9 protein-coding genes and 5 pseudogenes are annotated in these 20,340 nt (G+C 53.3%); 5 read left to right on the top strand and 9 right to left on the bottom strand.

Annotation, left to right across the window (positions count from 1 at the left end; all coding sequences use genetic code 11):
* Position 1: 1 nt before the first annotated feature.
* The 6 genes from SJI19_RS13455 to SJI19_RS13430 all read right to left on the bottom strand — a co-directional run bounded on the left by SJI19_RS13455 (position 2) and on the right by SJI19_RS13430 (position 12,760).
* A complete protein-coding gene (locus tag SJI19_RS13455; RefSeq protein WP_323478770.1) occupies positions 2-2,728 on the bottom strand; it encodes a putative virulence factor in 2,727 nt (908 codons plus the stop codon).
* Positions 2,725-5,727: a virulence factor SrfB gene (locus SJI19_RS13450; RefSeq protein WP_323478769.1), complete on the bottom strand. Its 3,003-nt coding sequence runs from the start codon at positions 5,725-5,727 to the stop codon at positions 2,725-2,727. The genes SJI19_RS13455 and SJI19_RS13450 overlap by 4 nt, the downstream gene beginning before the upstream one ends.
* 4 nt (positions 5,728-5,731) lie before the next feature.
* Positions 5,732-7,300, bottom strand: a complete 1,569-nt coding sequence (locus SJI19_RS13445) for an SrfA family protein (RefSeq protein ID WP_323478768.1) — start codon at positions 7,298-7,300, stop codon at positions 5,732-5,734.
* A 414-nt stretch (positions 7,301-7,714) separates the two neighbouring features.
* On the bottom strand, positions 7,715-9,256 hold the full coding sequence (locus SJI19_RS13440) for a VWA domain-containing protein (RefSeq protein ID WP_323478767.1): 1,542 nt from the start codon (positions 9,254-9,256) through the stop codon (positions 7,715-7,717).
* Between the two features lie 352 nt (positions 9,257-9,608).
* The gene (locus tag SJI19_RS13435) at positions 9,609-11,432 is read right to left on the bottom strand and encodes an EAL domain-containing protein (RefSeq protein WP_323478766.1); all 1,824 of its coding nucleotides are present in this window, start codon (positions 11,430-11,432) and stop codon (positions 9,609-9,611) included.
* A gap of 401 nt (positions 11,433-11,833) precedes the next feature.
* On the bottom strand, positions 11,834-12,760 hold the full coding sequence (locus tag SJI19_RS13430; RefSeq protein WP_323478765.1) for a hypothetical protein: 927 nt from the start codon (positions 12,758-12,760) through the stop codon (positions 11,834-11,836).
* Positions 12,761-13,243: 483 nt separating this feature from the next.
* Here SJI19_RS13430 and treF point away from each other — a divergent pair.
* From treF to SJI19_RS13405, 5 genes and pseudogenes are all read left to right on the top strand, one after another.
* A pseudogene (gene treF, locus SJI19_RS13425) lies at positions 13,244-14,932 on the top strand (alpha,alpha-trehalase TreF); the annotation flags it as partial.
* A 303-nt stretch (positions 14,933-15,235) separates the two neighbouring features.
* Positions 15,236-15,577: pseudogene (locus SJI19_RS13420) on the top strand (hypothetical protein); the annotation flags it as partial.
* 206 nt (positions 15,578-15,783) lie between these two features.
* Positions 15,784-16,344, top strand: a complete 561-nt coding sequence (locus tag SJI19_RS13415; protein WP_323478763.1) for an RNA polymerase sigma factor — start codon at positions 15,784-15,786, stop codon at positions 16,342-16,344.
* A pseudogene (locus SJI19_RS13410) lies at positions 16,341-16,561 on the top strand (hypothetical protein); the annotation flags it as partial. The gene SJI19_RS13415 and the pseudogene SJI19_RS13410, both read left to right, overlap by 4 nt.
* Positions 16,503-16,718 (top strand): annotated as a pseudogene (locus tag SJI19_RS13405) (helix-turn-helix domain-containing protein); the annotation flags it as partial. The pseudogenes SJI19_RS13410 and SJI19_RS13405, both read left to right, overlap by 59 nt.
* A gap of 317 nt (positions 16,719-17,035) precedes the next feature.
* Here SJI19_RS13405 and SJI19_RS13400 read toward each other — a convergent pair.
* The 3 genes and pseudogenes from SJI19_RS13400 to SJI19_RS13390 form a co-directional block, all read right to left on the bottom strand.
* Positions 17,036-17,281 (bottom strand): type II toxin-antitoxin system ParD family antitoxin, encoded by a 246-nt coding sequence (locus tag SJI19_RS13400; RefSeq protein WP_323478762.1) that lies wholly within the window; start codon positions 17,279-17,281, stop codon positions 17,036-17,038.
* A 168-nt stretch (positions 17,282-17,449) separates the two neighbouring features.
* Positions 17,450-17,623 carry a hypothetical protein gene (locus SJI19_RS13395; RefSeq protein WP_323478761.1) on the bottom strand — a complete coding sequence of 58 codons (174 nt, stop codon included), beginning with the start codon at positions 17,621-17,623 and terminating at the stop codon, positions 17,450-17,452.
* A gap of 528 nt (positions 17,624-18,151) precedes the next feature.
* Positions 18,152-20,202: pseudogene (locus SJI19_RS13390) on the bottom strand (YgiQ family radical SAM protein).
* Between the last annotated feature and the right edge of the window lie 138 nt (positions 20,203-20,340).

Here is a 20,340-nt window from a genome sequence, read left to right as displayed (position 1 = left end):
GTTACTCCGGCAACGACGGTTTAATCAGGTTAAGGATCACGCCCAGGCGTTCGTTCTGCTCGGCGCTGATTTCGCGTCCGGCAGAATGGCCCGCATTGTTTTTAATCATTTCACCCAGTCCGACCAACCAGTCGTAAATATATAACGCGGTGTAATTTATCGGCACTGAGGTCAATTTCATAAGCCGATCGGCGTCCCCCCAGCCAACATTTATCCTGTCTGGCACGGCAAAAATTTTATGGCCGCGATGATACCGGCTATCGGGACGGTTGGGCTCGGTGATCGCCAGATACCCTAGCCAAGAGATAAAATCCCCCAGCACGGTAAGTACTCGCGCCACCTGACGTTCCACCCGGCTTCCACGGCGCACACCCACCTGCTCGGTGCCGGCCAACGTCCTGATCAAGGCACTCTCGACATCCAGGCGCATGCTGGCGGTGATTAACTCGTCAGCCAGCGTCGCCACCATGGATTTTTCTATGTTGATCAGCTCGATAAACGGCAGGTTTTCCGGTAGGTTACGTAGGTGATTAATCCAGTAACGCAGCACTACCCGGGCAAATTCCACTTCGTAGCCATTACCGACCGGCATCGTTGTCTCATTGGCCTGCGGTTGCGCGCAGGGGGTATCGCCGAACAAATCGATATCACCAACAATACCGAAGGTGTTGGCTGCCGGGATGCTGTCTTCTGTGGGGGCGCTATCGGAATCGGCCGTTTCCTGTGAGGATACCGGTTCTTGGAGATAGAGGTTGCGCAGCGCGTCGCGATCTGGCAGCAGGCGATCAAGCAATTCGCCATGCACGCCGGTGCGCTGTTGCAGTACCTTGAGGATATCCTCGGCGATACGCTGTTTTTTGAGATAATCTTGCGCGCCATCGGGTTGAAACCAGGTACTCAGGCGGTTATCCACCAATTCCCGTTGCACTTCATGCAGTTGTTCGGTGATGCGATCGAGTTTGACCTCGGGGCGGGCGACGGTGCTCAGGTAATCCGCCAGACGGCGCATGCCGCCGTCGTCCAGTGTCAGCATCGCATCCCACGCTTCGCCCGGCCGATCCACATGGCGTTTCACCAAGCTATCTTCGGTGAACATGCTACGCATTAGCGCTATTTTTTCAGCACTGTTGGCCTCCAGGGCAACTTCGCCCTGCTGTTCGATACGGATAAAGGAGGTGGAATGGCGCGGTTTTCGGACCAGGAAAGTAGTATTAAACGGTTGTCCCGGTTGCCATTGCTGGAACCACGGGTATCGACCAAAATGCTCGATCATCGCCATCTGGATCAGACCTTTCTCCCCCCAGGACTCACGTAACATTGTATCGTTATAGCCTAGCGAGTTGGTAATCCGCTGGTCGAACATGGTAAGGGCCCATAGCAAACCGGAAGGACGGCGAGCACGGATCTCGGCGGTTTCGCCCTGGGTGTGTGTGATCCATTTCTCCAGCGCCCCGCCGACCTCAATAACATCGGACTGTTTGCTTGAGGCGGCGCACAACACCAGAACATTCATCTCTTGGTGATCGGTATAACGTTCGAATAAATAAGACACTTTGCTGCGTAGGATCAGCTTCGCCAGTGGTTTGCTGGTATCACTGTTAACCTCGCCGCCCCCGCCGTCCATCGAATCCATGTTCAAACGGCTGCGGTAGCCGGGAAAATCCAGTATATCGACCTGTTCAAACAGTGTTTTCTGGGTTGAGGCCAGCAAGGGGATCACCAGTTCCACCGTCAGGGCCGCCAGTTCCGCCAATGACAGCTCAACTGGCGCGCCGGTTCGGCCTGCCGTTACCGGACACACTTGTATGCGCTTATCATCCGGGGTATTGAGGCGTTCGAGCATAGAGACATTCATAATGCTGTCGGACTGTATGAAGACACCGTCCTGTTCGCTCACCAGCGTGCCGAGGGGTGCCAGTACGCCCTCCGCACCGCCCAACCGCTGCAACGTATGGGCAAAACGGCCGTAGGTTTCGGTCAGTTCGGCGATGTCGCCCCATAACAGTGAAAACAGCTGCGCACGATCGTCGATAGTCAGATAGGGCGCCAGCTCCACCGCCGCCGGCCAAAAACGTACCGCCAGCGGTTTTTGGCTGTTTTCAGCGTGATAGGTCAGGTAGTCCCATAGCGAGACCACATCATCGTTGCCGAGTCCAGACACCGGCGTGGCCTGCCGTCGCGCCGTCAGGCGCTGTAGATGCGCGTCGATGCGGGATTCAGTGAGCTCCGCGCCGGCGAATTTTTGCTGATTAAAATCATACAAAAAAGCATTAGCCAGAATCTTGCCGATCTCGACTTCGCTGAACAACTGCAGTTTGACCGGGTAGTCCGGGTTGTCCGATACCGCCTGGCGGCTGAAACGGGTTACCAGACCGGTCGATTCCTTGCCGTTACCCGCCGGGTTGATATGATCGAGAAAATCCAGTTGCCGGCCGCCGAGGCAGGTTTCCAGCCGGCCGTTGTCGCCGGCGGCCAGCGCCGAGATTAAATATGATTTGCCTGCTTGAGACAGGCCAAAAAAGCCCACGGTAACCGGCTTACACACAGCGTTGGCCAGGTTTTGCGCTTTATTGCGACTGCGGCGTAGCTTAAATACCAGGTTATCCGCCTCGGCGTTAAGTCGCGGTGCCTGGGGGCGAGCATCCTGGATCCAGTCGATCGCCTGGCCGGCGCCTTGGTACACCGCCTGCCAGCGGGTGGTTAATTGTTCTGGCGTTAACCTGTTCATTTGCTTAATACGCTCCCGCTGTCGAGCCAATAATGGGTCTCGCCCAGGCTAGCATCGGCCAAGGTGTTGAGTTTCAGGCATAGGGCATGTCGCGATACGCTGGCACCACCCACTCGTGTCACGTCGGCGATCTCGAAACGCTCGGGTCGGCCGTCGCGCCCGTTCTCTTTTCTCGCCAAACGCAACTGCACCCGCAACACTTGACCGGCGGCAACGTCTGCGGCCAGGTTAGCGGATCGGTCGCCGCCAGCAATGGAGAGGGTATACAGCGGCGATGCCGGCCAGCGCTCGTTGTCTAGCTGGCGAAATCCCAGGCGTAGCGTGCCGCGCATTTCGAAGCCGCCTTCGGCATCCAGTTCGTCATCGTCGTTATCCATATCAATGTCGCGGTAATAGACATTGTCATCGGTGACTGCATTATGTCTATCCAGCATGCCCAGGTGACGCACCGTGGAATAGGGACGTAAACCGCTGGCGATAAAAAAGAAGTTTTGCAGCCGCAGGTTCAGCGCCAGCAGGCAAAGCATGGCGCCAACGGCGGCAGTGGATTTTGGATCGTCGATACAGCCGAGTTTATTAAACGGATACCAGCCGCCGGTATGATAACCGTGTAACGGCAGGATCCTGGCGGGTGGCAGCGGTTGTAATTGCTTGAACAGCGCCTGGATCCCCGGTAGGCGTGAAGGCCGACCGGTGAGCAACAACACGTCGCAGGAGTAGTGGTATAGCACTTCGCATAACGCGCGAATGCTCTGGGTGATATTCATGCGGTCGGAAAAAAACTCGGCGTGCAGTTTGACCAAGGCAATGTTGAGCGGCACCTGCAAAATATCAAATGTACTGGTGGTGGGCAGCAGATCGCGCCGTACCTCGGCGTTGATATAGTCCAGCACCTTTGCCGTCGGTTGCTGCAAAAGCAGTGCGCCAAAGGTGGTATTGATTTGTGCGCCGGTATCCAACGGATCGTAGCTTTCATAGGCCTTAAGGATTGACAGGCCGATCGGGCTGAAGATCTGCAGGGTCAACTGCTGGCGCATTACCTGCTGCTGCGCCTCTCGCCCTTCGCTGCCGAACAGGCGCGACATCAGTGCCTCGGGCACCGCCACCCCGGCCTGTTTGAGCGCTGTTCTTAATGCGGGCAGCACATAGAGCTGGATCACATCGAGCAGGATGTCATCGCCGGCGACTTTAAATCCCTCGCGAAACAGCTGATACGGCATGATTTGCACATTGCTGCCTTGGCCGTCCAGCGCATATTGGGTAATCACCAGATCGGTGGTGCCGCCGCCGATATCAATCGAGGCAATTCTTAAGGTTTTACCGGCGGGTTCGAGGTCCGACAACACTTTATCCGGCCGCGCCATGCTGGCGAAAAATTCTTCGGTGTGGCCACCATAGTTGACCTGGGTTTCGTTAAACAGGTAAACCAACTGGCCGCAGGTGGCTTCATCCCATTCCACATGGATGTTCGGCACCGGGACCGTGCTTTTGCTTTTGTCATCCTCGGTGACCATATCGTCGTCCGCCGGATGCCATCCCATGGCTTTCCACACTAGCGCAATGGCTTGATGCATACGCTGGCGGAAGATTTCCCGCTCTGGTTTTGGCATTGCCGGCGGTACGGTAAGGATAATGGTGCGCAGTACGCGTGCTGCTCGAGCGTGATTCATCTTCAGCCGCTGTGCTGCGCTGTTGATCTGCATTAGCGCCTGGGTCAGTACTTCGCACAACATAAAGGTCATCAACGAACTGCGGCTATAGTTCGGCGAGAATACCGGCATACGTTCATCAATTGGCAGGCTATAAAGCGGTTGGCCGATGTCGTTGAGCAGGTAGGTGAGTGGCGCAGCGGTGGCCAGCGGTTCGTGATCGGATTTGACGAAGGCGCGATTAAAGCGCCACCCGAGGGTGTATGGCTCTTCATCCCACAAGTATCGTTTGGGGCTGGATACCCCGGTGGAGCCTTCGGTCCCTATGCGTTGCGCGCCCATGCGGCTGGCTTCATTGCCCACGCGGACAATCGTTGGCCACATAAACGCATCGTTGCGCCCGCTTTTTACCGAGAAATCCTGTTTACCAAATTCCGCCTGGGCAAACTCGATACGGCTTTCAAACGGCTCGTTATAGACATAATGCGGCTCATTAAGATCGCGCAACTGCAGTTCATAGAGCTGTGTAAGACCTTTCTCCTCGCCTGGGTGATCCTCGACCAGAATGCCGCAGGTGCGGGAGTTGCCCACATCCAGGATCAGATCCACCTGGATCGCCGGCTCTTGCTGCGAAATGGCGTTGATCTGAATTTCCGGCACCGTCAGCAAACGGCCCAGTATATCGAGCAGGTTCAGATAGTGTGCTTGGTATTCAAACTCGCACAGGGCCAGCTCAATATCTTCTTCATGCATGCGTAGGCGCGTGGCGGCCTGTTCGGTGAACACTTCACGCAGCCAGCCGTCGACCCAGCTTAAATCAAGGAAGTCGCCGAGTTCATTGCTGCGAAACGCCAGCGCAAAGCCGACGCCGGATTTAATATCGCTTTCGCTGGGCGCCAGGTATTGGGTGTTGGTGCGATCTGGGTAAATTTTGGTATCAAACGCCATGCTCACGCGATGCGTATGGCCTTCCTGATCGGGGGTATCCAGCGTCAGGATCTGCACCCTGGCCCAGTTAATCGGCCCGGTACTGAAGGTGCGTGGCGGATTAAAACGGAAAAAAGGTAACGGTAGCCAAAGGCCGTCTAGCAGCTTGAACGACCGATCGAGGGGGACGCTGTATTCCGGTTTCTCTACCTTGCGTGGCGTGCCTGCGGCGGCCGGCAATAGATAATTATCATCGCGTTCGTTGTATTCCAGGCGCAGTAACGGGCCGTTGGCGCTTTGCCGCACAAATTCGCCGGCGCGTTCTTTGCGCAGCAACGGTGTCAGTGCAAAGTCGAGGAACTGGATGCCGCTATCGCGGATAAGTGTGATTTTTTCTTTATAATCAGTAATATTCGCCAGCATGGTGTTATTTATCTCCTCGCTTCATGGTCATCGGAAATACCGTTTTGGCGTCGTAACGTCCGGTGCAGTCGGCGGCGCTTTTGGCGCCGGGCCGGCAGGTTATTTCCGGCATTTTGTAGCTTGACCCATCGCTGCACTGCGCCTGGTTCTGGTTATTGATGGCCAGCCCGCCACTGCGGATATGGGTGTTGATGTCGCTGCGGCAGGTAACACCGTCGCCGCGGGTTACCGCGACCGTGCCCTTGCCGTCCTTGATGTGATAGTCCAGGCTCAGTGGTTTGCCGGTGCGTTGATCCTGGATGCCGGCGCCGGCTTGCCAGGAGCCGTTAAGAAAATCGGTGGAGCCGCTCTTTAGCGCGGCTTGGGGAATGGTCAGCGGTGTTTTGCCGATCGCTTGCCCAGGATCTACCGGGGACATGCCACCAGCCGATTTGTCCGTTTTGGTGGGGTCATTGCCTGCGGCGGGATCTTTTGCCGTGGTGGGGTCAATACCCGCCGCCGGATCCTTCGCCGTGGTGGGGTCATTGCCTGCGGCGGGATCTTTTGCCGTGGTGGGGTCATTGCCTGCGGCGGGATCCTTCGCTGTAGTGGGGTTATTGCCTGCAGTCGGATCTTTTGTCGCCGCCGGGTCATCGCCTACAGCGGGATCTTTCGCCGTGGTCGGGTCAATGCGTGTTTCGGCATCGTTGGTCACCAGGGGTAATACGCCTTTATCCGTGATCCCTTGCACGGTTTCGCCCGTGTTGCCGGGCAATGTCATTAATGTCCCGTCACCGGACCTGTTCACGCCGGTGACGGTTGTCGGTATACCACCCGTATTGATGGCTTGGCCAGTGGGTGTTTCGACGTGTCCATCCGGCAGGGTAAGCGCAGGTATCGTCGGTGACAGGCTTGGCAGGACAACACCCGGGATACAACCGCGCAGCAGCAGTGGCACCAGTAACAGCAGCAATAACAGTAGCGACAGCCATCCAAAGCGGCGCCAGTGCCACCAGGGACGCACAATGGTTGCCGTTTCAAGGGGCAACGCGGTGGGGGTGGATGTGGCGGCAAGCACCGGCGCGCGCTGATAAGTGGGCGTCGCCGCGACCACCGGTGGACGCAAACAGTCAAGGGGATCGGGGCGGGATTGATGATTAGCGGTAACAAACCCCCAGAAGGTTAATACCGGTTTGCCATCGACCAGGAACACATGGCTGTGATCGGGAAATTGCAACGCTTTGTCCAACAGTGTGCCAAACAGTTGATGTTCTGGTTTTTCACTGTCCTGCATCTGGCGGCTAAGGTCTTGCATCGCGCCATAGCGTTGTTCCAGTTGGCTGAGTGCTGAAGCGCGCTCCTCTTCGCTGGCGGCCGACCAGGGGATGACATTGCCTTCGATAGGGGAATACCAATCGATACGATCGCCGCCTTCGTTGGACTGCGGGACCGCCAGGCAATCGGCTATAGGCTGTTGGCGCCTGAGGCGCAAGGTTTCTCTAAGCTGTAGCGCGGCAGCATACACCGGCTGCCCGCTTTCCCCCAGGGCCAGGAAATCTTTCCGACTACCACTACGCAATAATGGTGTTGCCACGTAAAACAATCCTTTTGCCAAGTCCCTTCCCCAACAAAGCAGGGCGTGCTGTACAGCCGACAATGGAGAATCTTGGTTTTTTTTGCCGACGGACAGGCGGTTCCATACCTTTTATTTCAGGAAAATAAGGAAAACTAAGTCGCATTAAAAAATTGGGCACTGACACGCGCTCAATTCCGGCCAGAAATAAACGTGCGATTCGAATAAGTGGGATTGTAAGAAAAGGATAAGGTTATGTCTACTTATGTAAAAAATAAACCTTTTATTACGCTATGTAACCTTCGCTGATCAACATTATCCCTGATGGATGAGGGATAGCAGTTTGTTATCAATAAGATAAGATAAATAATGAAAAATACGCTATCTTATTTTGGTAACACTCCAATAATTATTGGAATGTCTTGGGGATTTGGCTTAATGAAGGCAATTTTTCGGAATATAAGATTCTATTGCCCGATTCATCATGGCCGACATTTCATTGGCGTGATTGGCAGTAAAAACCTTACCACCGGTGCTTTGCGCTACACAATTGCCCGCACCAGCCCCCTTGATATCCACGACATTGACCACCAGCCGAGGTTTGATCCGCTTTAACTCCCGAGCTACCGCGCAAGGATCGCCGCCACAGGTTTCCGCCCCGTCGGATACCAACAAGATAATAGCATCGCGATTAACCCCATCTACCCGTTGGCCGGCTTGGCGCAACGCATTTGCCAACGCGGTTTTGCCGCCCGGCTCAATACGGTTAATTGTGCGAATCAGTTCAGGACGCTGATGCAAGGAAAAGAAAGCGCTGGTCCTGACCAGGCTGCAGCTTTCGGCGGTCACCATCGCCACGTTCATATCCGACGGCAGTCGACGAATAATCTCGGTGGTTGCGGTGCGGGCGGCGGAAATCCGCCGCGGTTCGCGATCGATATTGGGCACCGGTATCCGGTTTTCCCACATCGCCTGTTCCAGTTCGCTCGCATCCATACTGATGGCCATCGATCCGGATGCGTCAAACACCACCACTACCTGCGGCGCCAACTCCGCTGGTCGCTCCTTTGGGCATAGCGACTTGACGCTATCGAGAAACCGGGTCTTGCATTTTTTTTCAGCGTTAGCGGCCCGCCCGGCTTTTTTTTCATCGACAATGCACTGTTCGGTGACTGAGAGTTGCACTACCGGTACTTTCGGTGTTGGCGGCTTGACCGCCGGAGTCTCGGGCTTGACAGCCACCGGCGGCTCAATGATCGGCTTGGGCAGTTCAACCGGGGGGTCAACGTTAGGCAGCGGCGCTGCTGCTACTGGCGCGGGCGGCTCCACTACCGGGACGGGTGGGATAACCACGGGGGCTGGAGCGATAACGGCAGGGGCCGGCGGCAGCGCGCGCGGCCAGAACCACCAGGCGAGCAAAGCACAGAGTAACAGCAGCAGTAACAACAGAAGCCACCACCACCGACGCCAACGGCGCGGCGCGACGGCCAAAAGGGGGGCGACTGACGGTGGGACGACCTCGGGATTGACCTGCGGCGCGTTTAATGGCACCACTGGCGGCAGATCAGGCAGTGGTTTTTCGCCCCAACAGGTGATCACCGGTTGCCCGTTTAAAGAATAGACATTGGCATCGTCGGGCAGGTTGGATGCCTGGCGCAACAATTGGATGTCCTGTTCATCATGATCCGGCTGCGCGGCCAGAGTATCGGCTAACTGGCGAACTGCCGTCAGTTTTTCCAATAGACTGTGGCGTACTTTTTGCGATTCACCTTCCTGCAGCGACGTTATCGGCTGCGGTTGTCCGTTAATATCGCTCGACCATTCAATGACGTGTCCCGCCTCGCCGCCCGGCCGGGCGTAAAGCATTGCGATGCGCGCCGGAAGATGCTGGTGTAACAACGCCATTAACCGGTTGTAACCGGCAAGCGCACTTTCGGCACGGCGTAATTCAGTGGTCTGGCGAGCAATACGGTTCATGGATTGTCTGGGTAAGATCGGCTGACAGGTTGAGCGTGCTGTGGAATATAACACAGGGTTTATGAGGGAAAGCGGGACAACGCCAAATAAACCCTAGACGGAAAGCCCGCAAAGGGTCCCGTCCAGTGATGCCTGGTCGTAATAGACACTATCGCCTAGGCGGCCAAAGACCAGGCAATAAACGTTTGCCGCTGCCGTTAACCGCGATGCGTCCGACGGGTGCTGGGTATTTTGTTATTCCGTGCTCCCGGTCGGTACCCCATTGAGGGCAGCTGATTTTTATGACGTTGGTCGAGGGCGTTACGGGTGACGCTGACTGTATCCAGGCTATTTAGCGCGGTGCAAGACCTGTTTAATTATTGGCTGCTCCCGCCGTGGGGACGCTTGAAATAAAGTGATTATACGGCAGGTAGTTTTTAAGCCAGATGACCAACTTGTCCGCGCTAAGGGGGGGCGAATGATAATATCCCTGTACCTCGTCGCAGCCCAGCGCCCGCAGTGCCAGGAACGTTGCTCGGTCCTCCACGCCTTCCGCCAGCACGGTATAATCAAGTTGCTTAAGCATACTGATGACATGGCTGACGATGATCTGAGTGGCCCGGTCGGTGGTCAGGGCTTTAATCATGGAACGATCGAGCTTGATAATGTCCATCGGCATGTTACGTAAATAACTGATATTGCTGTAGCCGGTGCCAAAGTCATCCAGAGAGATGGTAAAACCGCGTAATTTAAGCATCTCAAGGCCATTAAGTGCCTCCGCACTTTGCAATATCCATTCTGTTTCCAGGCATTCAACCCCGAGCAGTGATGTAGTCAGGCCACGCTGGCGCATGTTGTGCTCCAGTATATCGGCAAAATCCGGTCGGGATAAATCGTCAGCGCTGAGGTTAATGGACACCGGTAAATGGATGCCTTGGGCTGACCATAGCTCAATTTGATTCAGGGCAGCGTTAATGACCCAATCGGTAAGCGGGGACATCATGGTGGTCTTTTCCAGCAGCGGAATAAACCGGTCGGGTGTGATATTGCCCAGTTCCGCGTGCTGCCACCGGAGCAGTGCCTCAACGCCGGTAACCCGGTCGTTATCCATGGCAATTTTAGGTTGAAATACGAGATAAAGCCCGGGTTTGCCATTAAGATAGGGGAATAAATCATTAATCAGCCGAAAATCCTGTTTTTTTCGTTCGTCGTCGGCCGGTTCGTAAGCCTGGGTTCTGGTTTTCCGGCTGATAGCGTCATGCAGGGCGCTGAGCGCACGGCGCAAGATTTCGGTGGGTGCCAGCCAGCCCGGCGAGAAGCTCACGTAGCCTGTCGAAATGTGCATATCAATGTTGATTTGGCTACTGATATGCGCGCTCAACCCCGATAACTGCGCGTTGAGCGCCTCGAACTGCTGGGCGTCGGCATCGTCCATAATTAGCGCAAAGCGGCCGGTGGCGAACGCATAGAGTTTGCCTTCCGATGTTAACTTGAGTCTGAGCAGACAGGCCATATCCCTGAGCATATCATCAATGACTTCCACGCCCAGCGAACGGGCAATTTCATAGGCATAAGGCATGTCAATACAGTAAATCAATATCAACCGAAAACGCCCAATAGCGCCGGACTTTTGCATCAGTTCCAGATCGGTTAATAACCGCTGGCGGTTGGGTAGCAGGGTTACTGCATCGATATAACCAATGTTGTGCCAAGCTTCCAGGAACGCCGAAATCAGCCCGGCCAACACCCGGAAAGACGCGATTTGTTCGTGGCTCAAGCTGTTCGGCTGAGTATCGAGTAGGCACAGGGTGCCGATGATGATGCCATCGCGTGATCTTAACGGTGCCCCGGCATAAAATCTGACATGGGGCGCGCCTTGGACATAAATATTGTCTTTGAATCGGCAATCAAGACGCATATCAGGACATACGACGATATCGCCGGTTGCTATGGTATGCAGGCAAAATGCGTCTTCACGGCGGGTTATTTTTAGTTGTAGCGCCAGTCCGCACGCGGCCTTGATATAGTGTTTCTCATCGTCGAGTATTGAAATGAAACTGGTGCTTATGCCCAGCATTTTGCCGGCCAGTGCGGTCATTTCTTCGAGAATTTGGTCGCGATCGTGTTCATCGGCTTTTAGCAGCTTTATCGCCGCCAAGCGTTTTTCTTCGTCATGGCTCAGATCTGTCAGCATCATCCAGGCTCTTTCAGGCTGTTCTCATTAAAGAAACATGATTAGCATCAACGTACTAACAGCATCGGCAGTGTGCCGGATTATTCCATTGAGTCGTTATGCCGCCGAATCAGTTACCCTTTGTAATAGGGTTATCGGCTAATTGAGCTGATTATTGAATGCCCGTGTGATAAATAGGCCCCTGGCGGAGATCACTGCACACCCTTTGCCGGGAACACGCGATCCCCAGACAGTCGATAGACGCCCACAGTGTGGGCGGCATATATCTGTGACGCGACTATTTTGCGTTGAGTTGAGTGGAGGCACTGCGTGGCGGCGCTTTCGTTAATGCATTACACGATGCGGTCTATAGCGTAGACACGTCATGAGCGCGGCAGCGAGGCTACAGGTGTGGTTTATCGCCATCATGACAGGATCGCCGACAGCGGACGATGACGCTCAATAGTCCATCCCAGGTGGATAATTTCCGGAAAACCTTGCATGATTTTGTTGATGTCGGCTGCCGGAAAGGCGGGATTATTTTTGGTTTTTAAAAAATCGACCAAGCGGTAAACACTTAAGGCAATGGCAAAAATCTGTTCCTTGGCAGGGTATTTATCCGTTTCATTTTTTTTACACACCGGGTTATGAATTTGCGCATAAATATAATCATTAGCAGCTTCTATAATGTGACTCAATACGATACCTGCCGTTTTTCCGTTTTTAAAATAACCACTGGGAATTATAATTTTTTCGGAATACTGATGGTATTGATCAGCTGAGAAGAGATATTTTGTTATCATTTCTACGCGTAGATTTTTCAATGCCATCGACTCAGATATTTTGTTATTGATATACACAGTTAGGTTAGAAAAACTAAAACTCATTCCTGACCGATTAGGTAATGAGATGACGATGTTTTTTTTAAAGTCGTTTTCTGCGTCCTCCAGCACGACATCTTCTGCTATGGAGAGGTCGCTAATGTGATTGATGATGTTGGCATCTGTTTTAATGTCCAGCTTAGGGTAAAGGGTGCCAAAGCGTGATGGGGCGCTTTGGCATACTGATTGCTGTGTAGCCCGGTTTATCTGATCTTTTTCTCGTTTGAACAGGGACATGTCGGCTTGGTTTTCTGATATGTCCGTCGTTATCGGTGATAAAACGATTTCATCATGATTAACCCCTGATGAGGTGGTGGTGCGCGGGATGCTGTCAAGTGATAAGCTGAAGGGTCGATTGCCCACATGGGTTAAGCCGTCTGATAAGACATTATTGCCAGGATCTGCCGTTGATGAGCACGGTGCGGGTGTCATTGGATTGGCGCTTAAAGACGGTGAATTGATCTTATCCATAATGATGTGATCCTTAAAAAATGACGAATGGATAATTTACGGTAAAAGCCTATTTACTGTCGCTTAATACTGGGTTTATTTTAATGACGAGTGATGTCTTGTTTATTTTTATATCGCATTTTCTACGACAGCACATATTAATCAAAAGTGTATTTTTTGTTTATTAATGATATGTTGCCGAACTACCGTCGTGTCTTTTTTCATGACTTGAATTAATGTCATATTTAGCAGGCGGGCCAGCAGTGAATAGTCAATATCTATAAACGTAAAATTACCTAGAGCAATGGTTTGTATCAATATGAGAGATCATAAAACAAAAGGTATAAATGTCAATTCACGGGATAAGAAATAATGTAGGCTGGTGATGAAATACGAATGCGTCCCATCAGTCACATGCAAACTAAATAAGCCATACTATACTCAAAAGGTGAGTTTTATCGCAAGTAAGCAGGGCGACAAAACGATTTTTAAGCCAATAATCGAATGAAGCATGCGGTAAAGCGACATTCCCATGCTGGCGCTTTATTTATCTGTACCGGCAAAAAGGAGAACGTTATTCATCATTCAACTCATCAGCTCCGGGCGAATGACACGACGGATAGCCTCAACGACGGTCTTGATACCCCTTTGCAGGTTTCGCATCACGAACCCGCGCCGGTCACTATCTGCGGACTGCCCGATTGCGATGTGTTCAGCCCGGCGGATCGCTACGCCGAGCTGTTTGAGGCGGTACAACTGTCGCGCATCTTCAGCGACAGTAAAACCTTTGTCGATTGCGCACCCAAAATTGACCCGGATCGTATTCTGGCGTGTTACCGCGCGTTATCTTCCCGACCCGACTTTGATCTTAAGGCATTTGTCAGCGAGCATTTTGATGTGCCTGTGGTGCATGAAAGTCACTATGTCGCCGATATCCACCAGGCGATTACCGAGCATATTGATGGGTTATGGGAGATATTGACGCGCCGGCCCGAGCAGCACCCCCGTCAATCTTCGTTACTGCCCTTACCCAAGCCTTATGTGGTGCCGGGCGGGCGATTTGGCGAGGTGTACTATTGGGACTCCTATTTCACCATGTTGGGCCTGGCCGCCAGCGGACGCACTGACCTGCTGCGTGCCATGGCGGATAATTTTGCTTTTCTCATTGATCATTATGGTCATATCCCCAACGGTAACCGGACCTATTATCTCAGTCGTTCGCAACCGCCGCTGTTTGCCATGATGGTGGAACTGTTTGAAAAACACGACCTGCAGCTTGCTGAGCGTTATTTTCCGCAGTTGCTGGTCGAATACCAGTATTGGATGAAAGAAACGAGCGTGGTCAAACCCGGCGAGGCGAGTCGCCACGTGGTGAAACTGTCGAACGGGGTGGTGCTGAGCCGCTACTGGGATGACCGCGACACGCCCCGGGAGGAGGCCTATTTTGAGGATGTGCAGACCGCACGCCGTTCATCGCGTCCCGCCAGCGAAGTCTATCGCGAGCTGCGGGCGGGGGCGGAGTCCGGCTGGGATTTTAGCTCGCGCTGGTTTGGTCAGGCCGACGATATCGGCAGTATCCGCACCACGGCCATCCTGCCCATCGACCTGAATGCCTTTATGTATCAGTTGGAAACCACTCTAACCCGCCTGGCGGAAAAAATCGGCGATCTCGCTATGGCCGGTCGTTTTCGCGATCGGGCTCAGCAGCGCCGGGGGGCGGTAGATGCCCTGCTGTGGGATGCCGATAGTGGAACCTATCGCGATTATGACTGGCGTTTGGCTAAACGGGGCGTGCTGAGTGCCGCCTGCGTTGTGCCGTTGTTTGTCGGGATGGCGAGTCAGGAACAGGCCACGGCAGTGGTAAACGTGCTGTCGGAACAACTCCTTTTCCCCGGTGGCATCATGACCTCATTGTCCGACAATCAGCAGCAATGGGATAAACCAAACGGCTGGGCGCCGCTGCAGTGGATGGCTATTGCCGGGCTGCGGCGTTATGGCGCGGATGCCTTGGCTGAAACCATCGCTACGCGCTGGCTCACGGTGGTCGGCGATCACTATAAGCAAAGCGGTAAGCTGGTGGAGAAATACGACATTTCCGGCGCGGTGGACGCCAGGGGCGGTGGCGGGGAATATCCGCTGCAGGACGGTTTTGGCTGGACCAATGGCGTGGTACGCCAACTGCTGACGCTCTATCCGCAGCATCATGTCAACCAGGCTCGGGCCGTAACGGCAGCCAAATCGATATCCGCCAGCAGCAATGATCGCGCCATTCCCGGCCAGTTCACCTAGGCCAATTACGCGGAGAGTCTTGATAAAGACAGGAAAACCGTATGAATTTTAAAGATAAAGTGGCGCTAGTGATCGACGGGAGTCTGCTGTGTAATGATGCGGAGCAGTGAGGAAAAATAAAAACGTTTAAAAAATCATGCTGCCGGTGAAAATATTTTATCCGCTGATTCGTCTACCTATGTATATAGATAACGTGGAGTAGATAAAATGAGAGATCGTAAGGGTAAAATGTTAGCCATGATCGTGGCGGCAGTTGTGGTGATGACCACGCTGGTGATGCTGTTGTGGAATGCGCTGCTGCCGGCTATTTTTGGCATCAAAAGCATCGGTTTTTTCCAAGCATTGGGGCTGCTGATCCTGTGCAAGATCCTGTTCGGCAGTTTTGGTGGCCGGGGCTTGTTCGGGCGGCATGGCCGTGAGATGCGCGAGCGCTGGATGGCGATGACACCGGAGCAACGCGACGCTTTTATCAACCAGCGCGGCGCGGGCCGTGGACGAGGTCATGGCTGCTGCACGTGGGGGCGCGGTGGCCGTGGCGATCGCCACGAACGTTTTGACCGAGACGATCGCACTGATCGCTATGAGGACAACACGCGTTCTGGCCATAATGATCCCCGCGATCGCCATGATGCCAATGAGCACTCTGACCGTGTTGATCCCAACGCTCGGCATGACGTCGGTGAACGTTCTGATCATCATGATTCGAGCGATAGCAATAAAGGTGAAAAGCCCATCGATAATGGCGACCAACGGTAATGGTTAACGCCACGCAACGACACCGCGATCTGCTGACTGCACTGCGTGGCTACCAGCGGCGCCTGCTGGCCTTTATTACCGGACGAACGGGTAGTACGGCTGATGCGGAAGATATCTATCAGGAGATCAGCTACCGCCTGATCAAGGCCGATAGTTATCTGCATCCCATTGAGCAGGTGGGTGCCTGGTTGTATCGCGCCGCTCGCAATGAGCTTATTGATCGCTCACGCAAACAGCGTGAGCTGTTATTGGACGATGACATCGACGAAGACTGGCCGGTGGGAGACGAACTGTCCGACGTGCTGTTTGGCCAGCAAAGCAGTGCTGAAGATGACTATCTGCGCCAACTGGTGTGGGAAGAACTGGCGCTGGCGCTGGCGGATATGCCTCCCCTGCAGCGGGAGGCGTTTGAAAAAACTGAACTGCAGGATTACTCGTTTAAACAGCTGGCCGAAGAGACCGGTACCGCTGTTGAAACCCTGCTGTCACGCAAGCATAAGGCAGTGCTGTTCCTGCGCCTGCGGCTGCAGGTGCTGTATGAAGGGATAACCGGCGTCTGAGCCTGGAATCTGCTTTATCTGAATATGGAGTGATTTCCCAGATCCCACTTGGCCGCGTTACGGTGATGACCACCGGTCGATCCGACGAGATAAAAACCCCTATGGGGTGATCGAATTTACCCATACCAAACGGTCAATTGATCAAATTTTGATGGATACCACCCAGCAAAGAGATTCACCGCTACGCAAGGCTACGAAAAAGGCCGCCGTGCGCGATAATGGATCAGTACGGACTCAACGCGGCGGATTTGGCGTCGGAGTTAGGTTCAAAATCCAATGTGAGCAATATCCTGAATGGGCGCCGCGCGTTGACGGTGCAGCATATCAACGTGTTGTCGACGCGTTTTAATGTGCCGGCTGAGAGGTTTATTTGATAAAGGTGCTGTAGGTTATTGACTACGTGCAGTGTCAGTTTAAAGCGATAAATAGCAAGTTAATTTTAATATTCGATGATAGTTATCAGTCTATGAAAAAATACTGAAACTACCCAAAGGACTCAGTTATAATGAACACATGAATTTTGATTTATGTTTCATTTTATGATAATTACACATTTTTCCCATCACATATATAAAATGTATGGATCTCTCGGCATATCAGTCGAAGTATTCTTATTGCTCAAAAATTCGAATGTTTAACGCCATATATCTAAGGGCAGATTAAATGTTACATGCTGCCTTTTAGAGAAATACTAAATATTTTTTCTTAATCTGCTCAATATAAATTCGCGATCCCATTTGAGGGTTTCGCCACTGTTGTCACCGTCTTCAATCATACGACACAGTGCTGCAAACTTCGACCCCGCTTCACGTTCACGTCGTGCTCGTACGGATTCCCTCAGTACCTCGCTAGGTGTAAGATAATCACCACTTTCAATTAAAGAATTTACATATTCCTGTAGCTCATTGCCTAAATCAACGGTCATTGTTCGTGTCATGTTAGCCTCCCATCTTGTCATTTCGATAATTATAAGGTTTATTCTTACAATTCATATCAATCGAAGGATCAGTTGTCATCGATTAAACAATGGCCGTTGGTATATCGATAAAAGTCAGTCCACATAAGTCGCGTGCGGTTGATCAGTTACCGGTTAATGTATTAGCTGTTATTCCGCCAGAACTTCCATATCCAACGTATGGTTAAGCAATTCCAGTCGTTCAGAGAGAATATACATTAATAGCTCTTTGACTACTGGATGAGGTATTTCAATAATGGCGTAAGCCAGAGCGCGGCAGTGATCAACGACTTCTTCGAGGGTAAGCGGGTGATGTTTAACCATGGCGCACCCCCATTACATTTACGTTGATATTTGTACGGATAGGTAGACTAATGCTGGACATAAAGCGTCTCCATTCTCAATTGGGTTAATAGTAAACATGTAACATATATGTTTGGACGCCAAGGGGAATTCGGAACGCCAATTCCGGCTACGGATTTTGCCGCAGCCAGAAGACTATACCTTACTTTTTTTTGGCAATATAGACTTAGCCATGCCTGAATGCCTAAGATTTATTTATTCGCGAAGCTCACCACAATTATCGATGCGAATTATAGCAGGAATTTTCAGCCGAATGCAAAACGAATTAATAAGATAATAATAGGAGATTATTAAATTCTAACGATGATAATTAATACATGTTATTATCTTGCTTCTTTTCGTCGCTGGTAATCCCTTTTAACTAACCGTGCCACTATTTTTTAAGGGTTATCACGGACATACTCAGCCGGCGCCTTTAGCACCGGCTCTCCCTTTCGCCGGTGGGGATAATACTGATAAAAACTGGGTTGACGGCGGACTGACCTTGCGTTAACCCTTGCCGCCGGACTTTTTCGCTGTCCTCGCCGCTGGCGGCTTGTCCAAGCCGTTAAACCGGGTCAACGCCGGTTTGGCCCGGGGATCGCGCTGTGGTCTGCCCGCCCGACGCTCGTCTATCGACACCGGCGGCACCAGGCACTCCGCACGGCGGCCGATCAGGTGGTGTTGGCCCATGGCGGTCAAGGCTTCACGGATCAGCGGCCAGTTAGCCGGATCGTGATAGCGCAGCAGGGCTTTATGCAGGCGGCGCTGGCGTTCGCCTTTAGGTACCACCACCTCTTCGCTGTCATAATCCACTTTGTCTAGCGGGTTTTTGCCGCTGTAATACATGGTGGTGACGCTGGCCAGAGGCGAGGGGTAGAAATTCTGCACCTGATTGAGCCGAAAACGGTTCTTTTTCAGCCACAGGGCCAGGTTGACCATATCCTCATCACGGGTGCCGGGGTGAGCCGAGATAAAATAGGGGATCAGGTACTGCTCTTTGCCCGCCTGGCGGGAGTAAGTGTCAAACAACTGCTTAAAGCGCTGATAGCTGCCCATGCCCGGTTTCATCATTTTGGACAGGGGGCCGGTTTCGGTATGTTCCGGCGCTATTTTCAGATAGCCGCCCACATGGTGCTCCGCCAACTCCTTGATATATCGTGGATCCTGCACCGCCAGATCGTAGCGTACGCCGGAGGCGATCAGCACTTTTTTAATGCCGGTAAGCGCCCGGGCGCGACGATAAAGTGTAATGGTCGGTTCGTGATTGGTATCCATGTGCGGACAAATTTCCGGATAGACGCAGGAGGCCCGCCGGCAGGTCTGTTCTGCCCGCGGCGATTGGCAGCGCAGCATGTACATGTTGGCGGTGGGGCCGCCCAGATCGGAGATCACGCCCGTAAAACCCGGTACGCCGTCGCGGATCTGTTCGATCTCACGCAGGATGGAGGCTTCCGACCGGCTTTGGATAATGCGGCCTTCATGTTCGGTAATGGAACAAAACGCACAGCCGCCGTAGCAACCGCGCATGATATTGACTGAGAAGCGGATCATGTCATAGGCCGGGATCGGCGAGTTGCCGTAGGCTGGATGTGGCACCCGTTGAAACGGCAGCGCAAAGACCGAATCCATCTCTTCGGTTAACAGCGGGATGGCTGGCGGGTTGATCCAGACATAATAATCACCATGCTGCTGCATCAAGGCGCGGGCACAGCCGGGATTGGTTTCATGATGCAGAATGCGCGAGGCATGGGCGTACATCACCTTGTCGTTTTTGACCTTATCAAACGAGGGCAGCAGCACATAGGTTTTTTCCCAGGGCTTGGGTTTGGGGGCCCTCATGCTGACCGGGCGCGCGGCGTTATTGGCCTCCACGGTGTGCGAGGTACAGGGCAGATCGTCGCCATAAGGATTCACCATCGGCTCAATGTGTCCTGGGCTATCAAGACGAGTGGAATCGACGCCGGTCCAGCCGGGCAGCGCCGTTTTACGCAGCACGGCGGTATTACGCACGTTGTTAATGTCGCTGATGGGTTCACCCGCCGCCAGCCGATGGGCGACCTCCACCAGCGGGCGTTCGCCGTTGCCGTAGATCAGCATATCGGCTTTGGCCTCCACCAGCACAGAACGGCGCACCGTATCCGACCAATAATCATAATGGGCAATACGTCGCAGACTCGCTTCAATGCCACCAAGGATCACCGGCACATCGCCGAAGGCGTGTTTGCAGCGTTGGGTATAAACCAGCGTGGCGCGATCCGGTCGTTTTCCGGCAAGATTATCCGGAGTGTAAGCATCGTCGTGGCGCGCCTTACGATCTGCGGTGTAGTGGTTAATCATCGAATCCATATTGCCCGCTGTGACGCCAAAAAAAGATTGGGTTTGCCTAAGCGTTGAAAGTCGGTTTTCGTGCGCCAGTCTGGCTGGGCGATGATGCCTACCCGAAACCCCTGGGCTTCCAGCATCCGCCCGACGATAGCCATGCCAAAGCTTGGGTGATCCACGTAGGCATCGCCGGTTACCAGGATGATGTCGCAACTGTCCCAGCCCAACGCATCCATCTCAGCCCGTGACAGGGGCAAAAACGGCGCGCTGCCAAAACATTCGGCCCAATAAAGCGGGTATGAAAACAACTGACGTTCGGGGAGTAGCAGGGTGGTCGGCACGGGGAACTCTTGAGCAGAGGGAATCTTTGGGGC

The sequence above is a fragment of the Acerihabitans sp. TG2 genome, assembly GCF_035013185.1.
Classification (GTDB): Bacteria; Pseudomonadota; Gammaproteobacteria; order Enterobacterales; family Enterobacteriaceae; genus Acerihabitans.
The sequence above is the reverse complement of the archived record's forward strand: the minus strand, read 5'-3'. Positions and strand labels throughout refer to the sequence as shown.

Coding starts and splice junctions, on each gene's coding strand:
- SJI19_RS13440 (WP_323478767.1), bottom strand. CDS start 9,256: ATGAACCGTATTGCTCGCCAGACCACTGAATTACGCCGTGCCGAAAGT.
- SJI19_RS13450 (WP_323478769.1), bottom strand. CDS start 5,727: ATGCTGGCGAATATTACTGATTATAAAGAAAAAATCACACTTATCCGC.
- SJI19_RS13415 (WP_323478763.1), top strand. CDS start 15,784: ATGGTTAACGCCACGCAACGACACCGCGATCTGCTGACTGCACTGCGT.
- SJI19_RS13400 (WP_323478762.1), bottom strand. CDS start 17,281: ATGACACGAACAATGACCGTTGATTTAGGCAATGAGCTACAGGAATAT.
- SJI19_RS13435 (WP_323478766.1), bottom strand. CDS start 11,432: ATGATGCTGACAGATCTGAGCCATGACGAAGAAAAACGCTTGGCGGCG.
- SJI19_RS13430 (WP_323478765.1), bottom strand. CDS start 12,760: ATGGATAAGATCAATTCACCGTCTTTAAGCGCCAATCCAATGACACCC.
- SJI19_RS13455 (WP_323478770.1), bottom strand. CDS start 2,728: ATGAACAGGTTAACGCCAGAACAATTAACCACCCGCTGGCAGGCGGTG.
- SJI19_RS13395 (WP_323478761.1), bottom strand. CDS start 17,623: ATGGTTAAACATCACCCGCTTACCCTCGAAGAAGTCGTTGATCACTGC.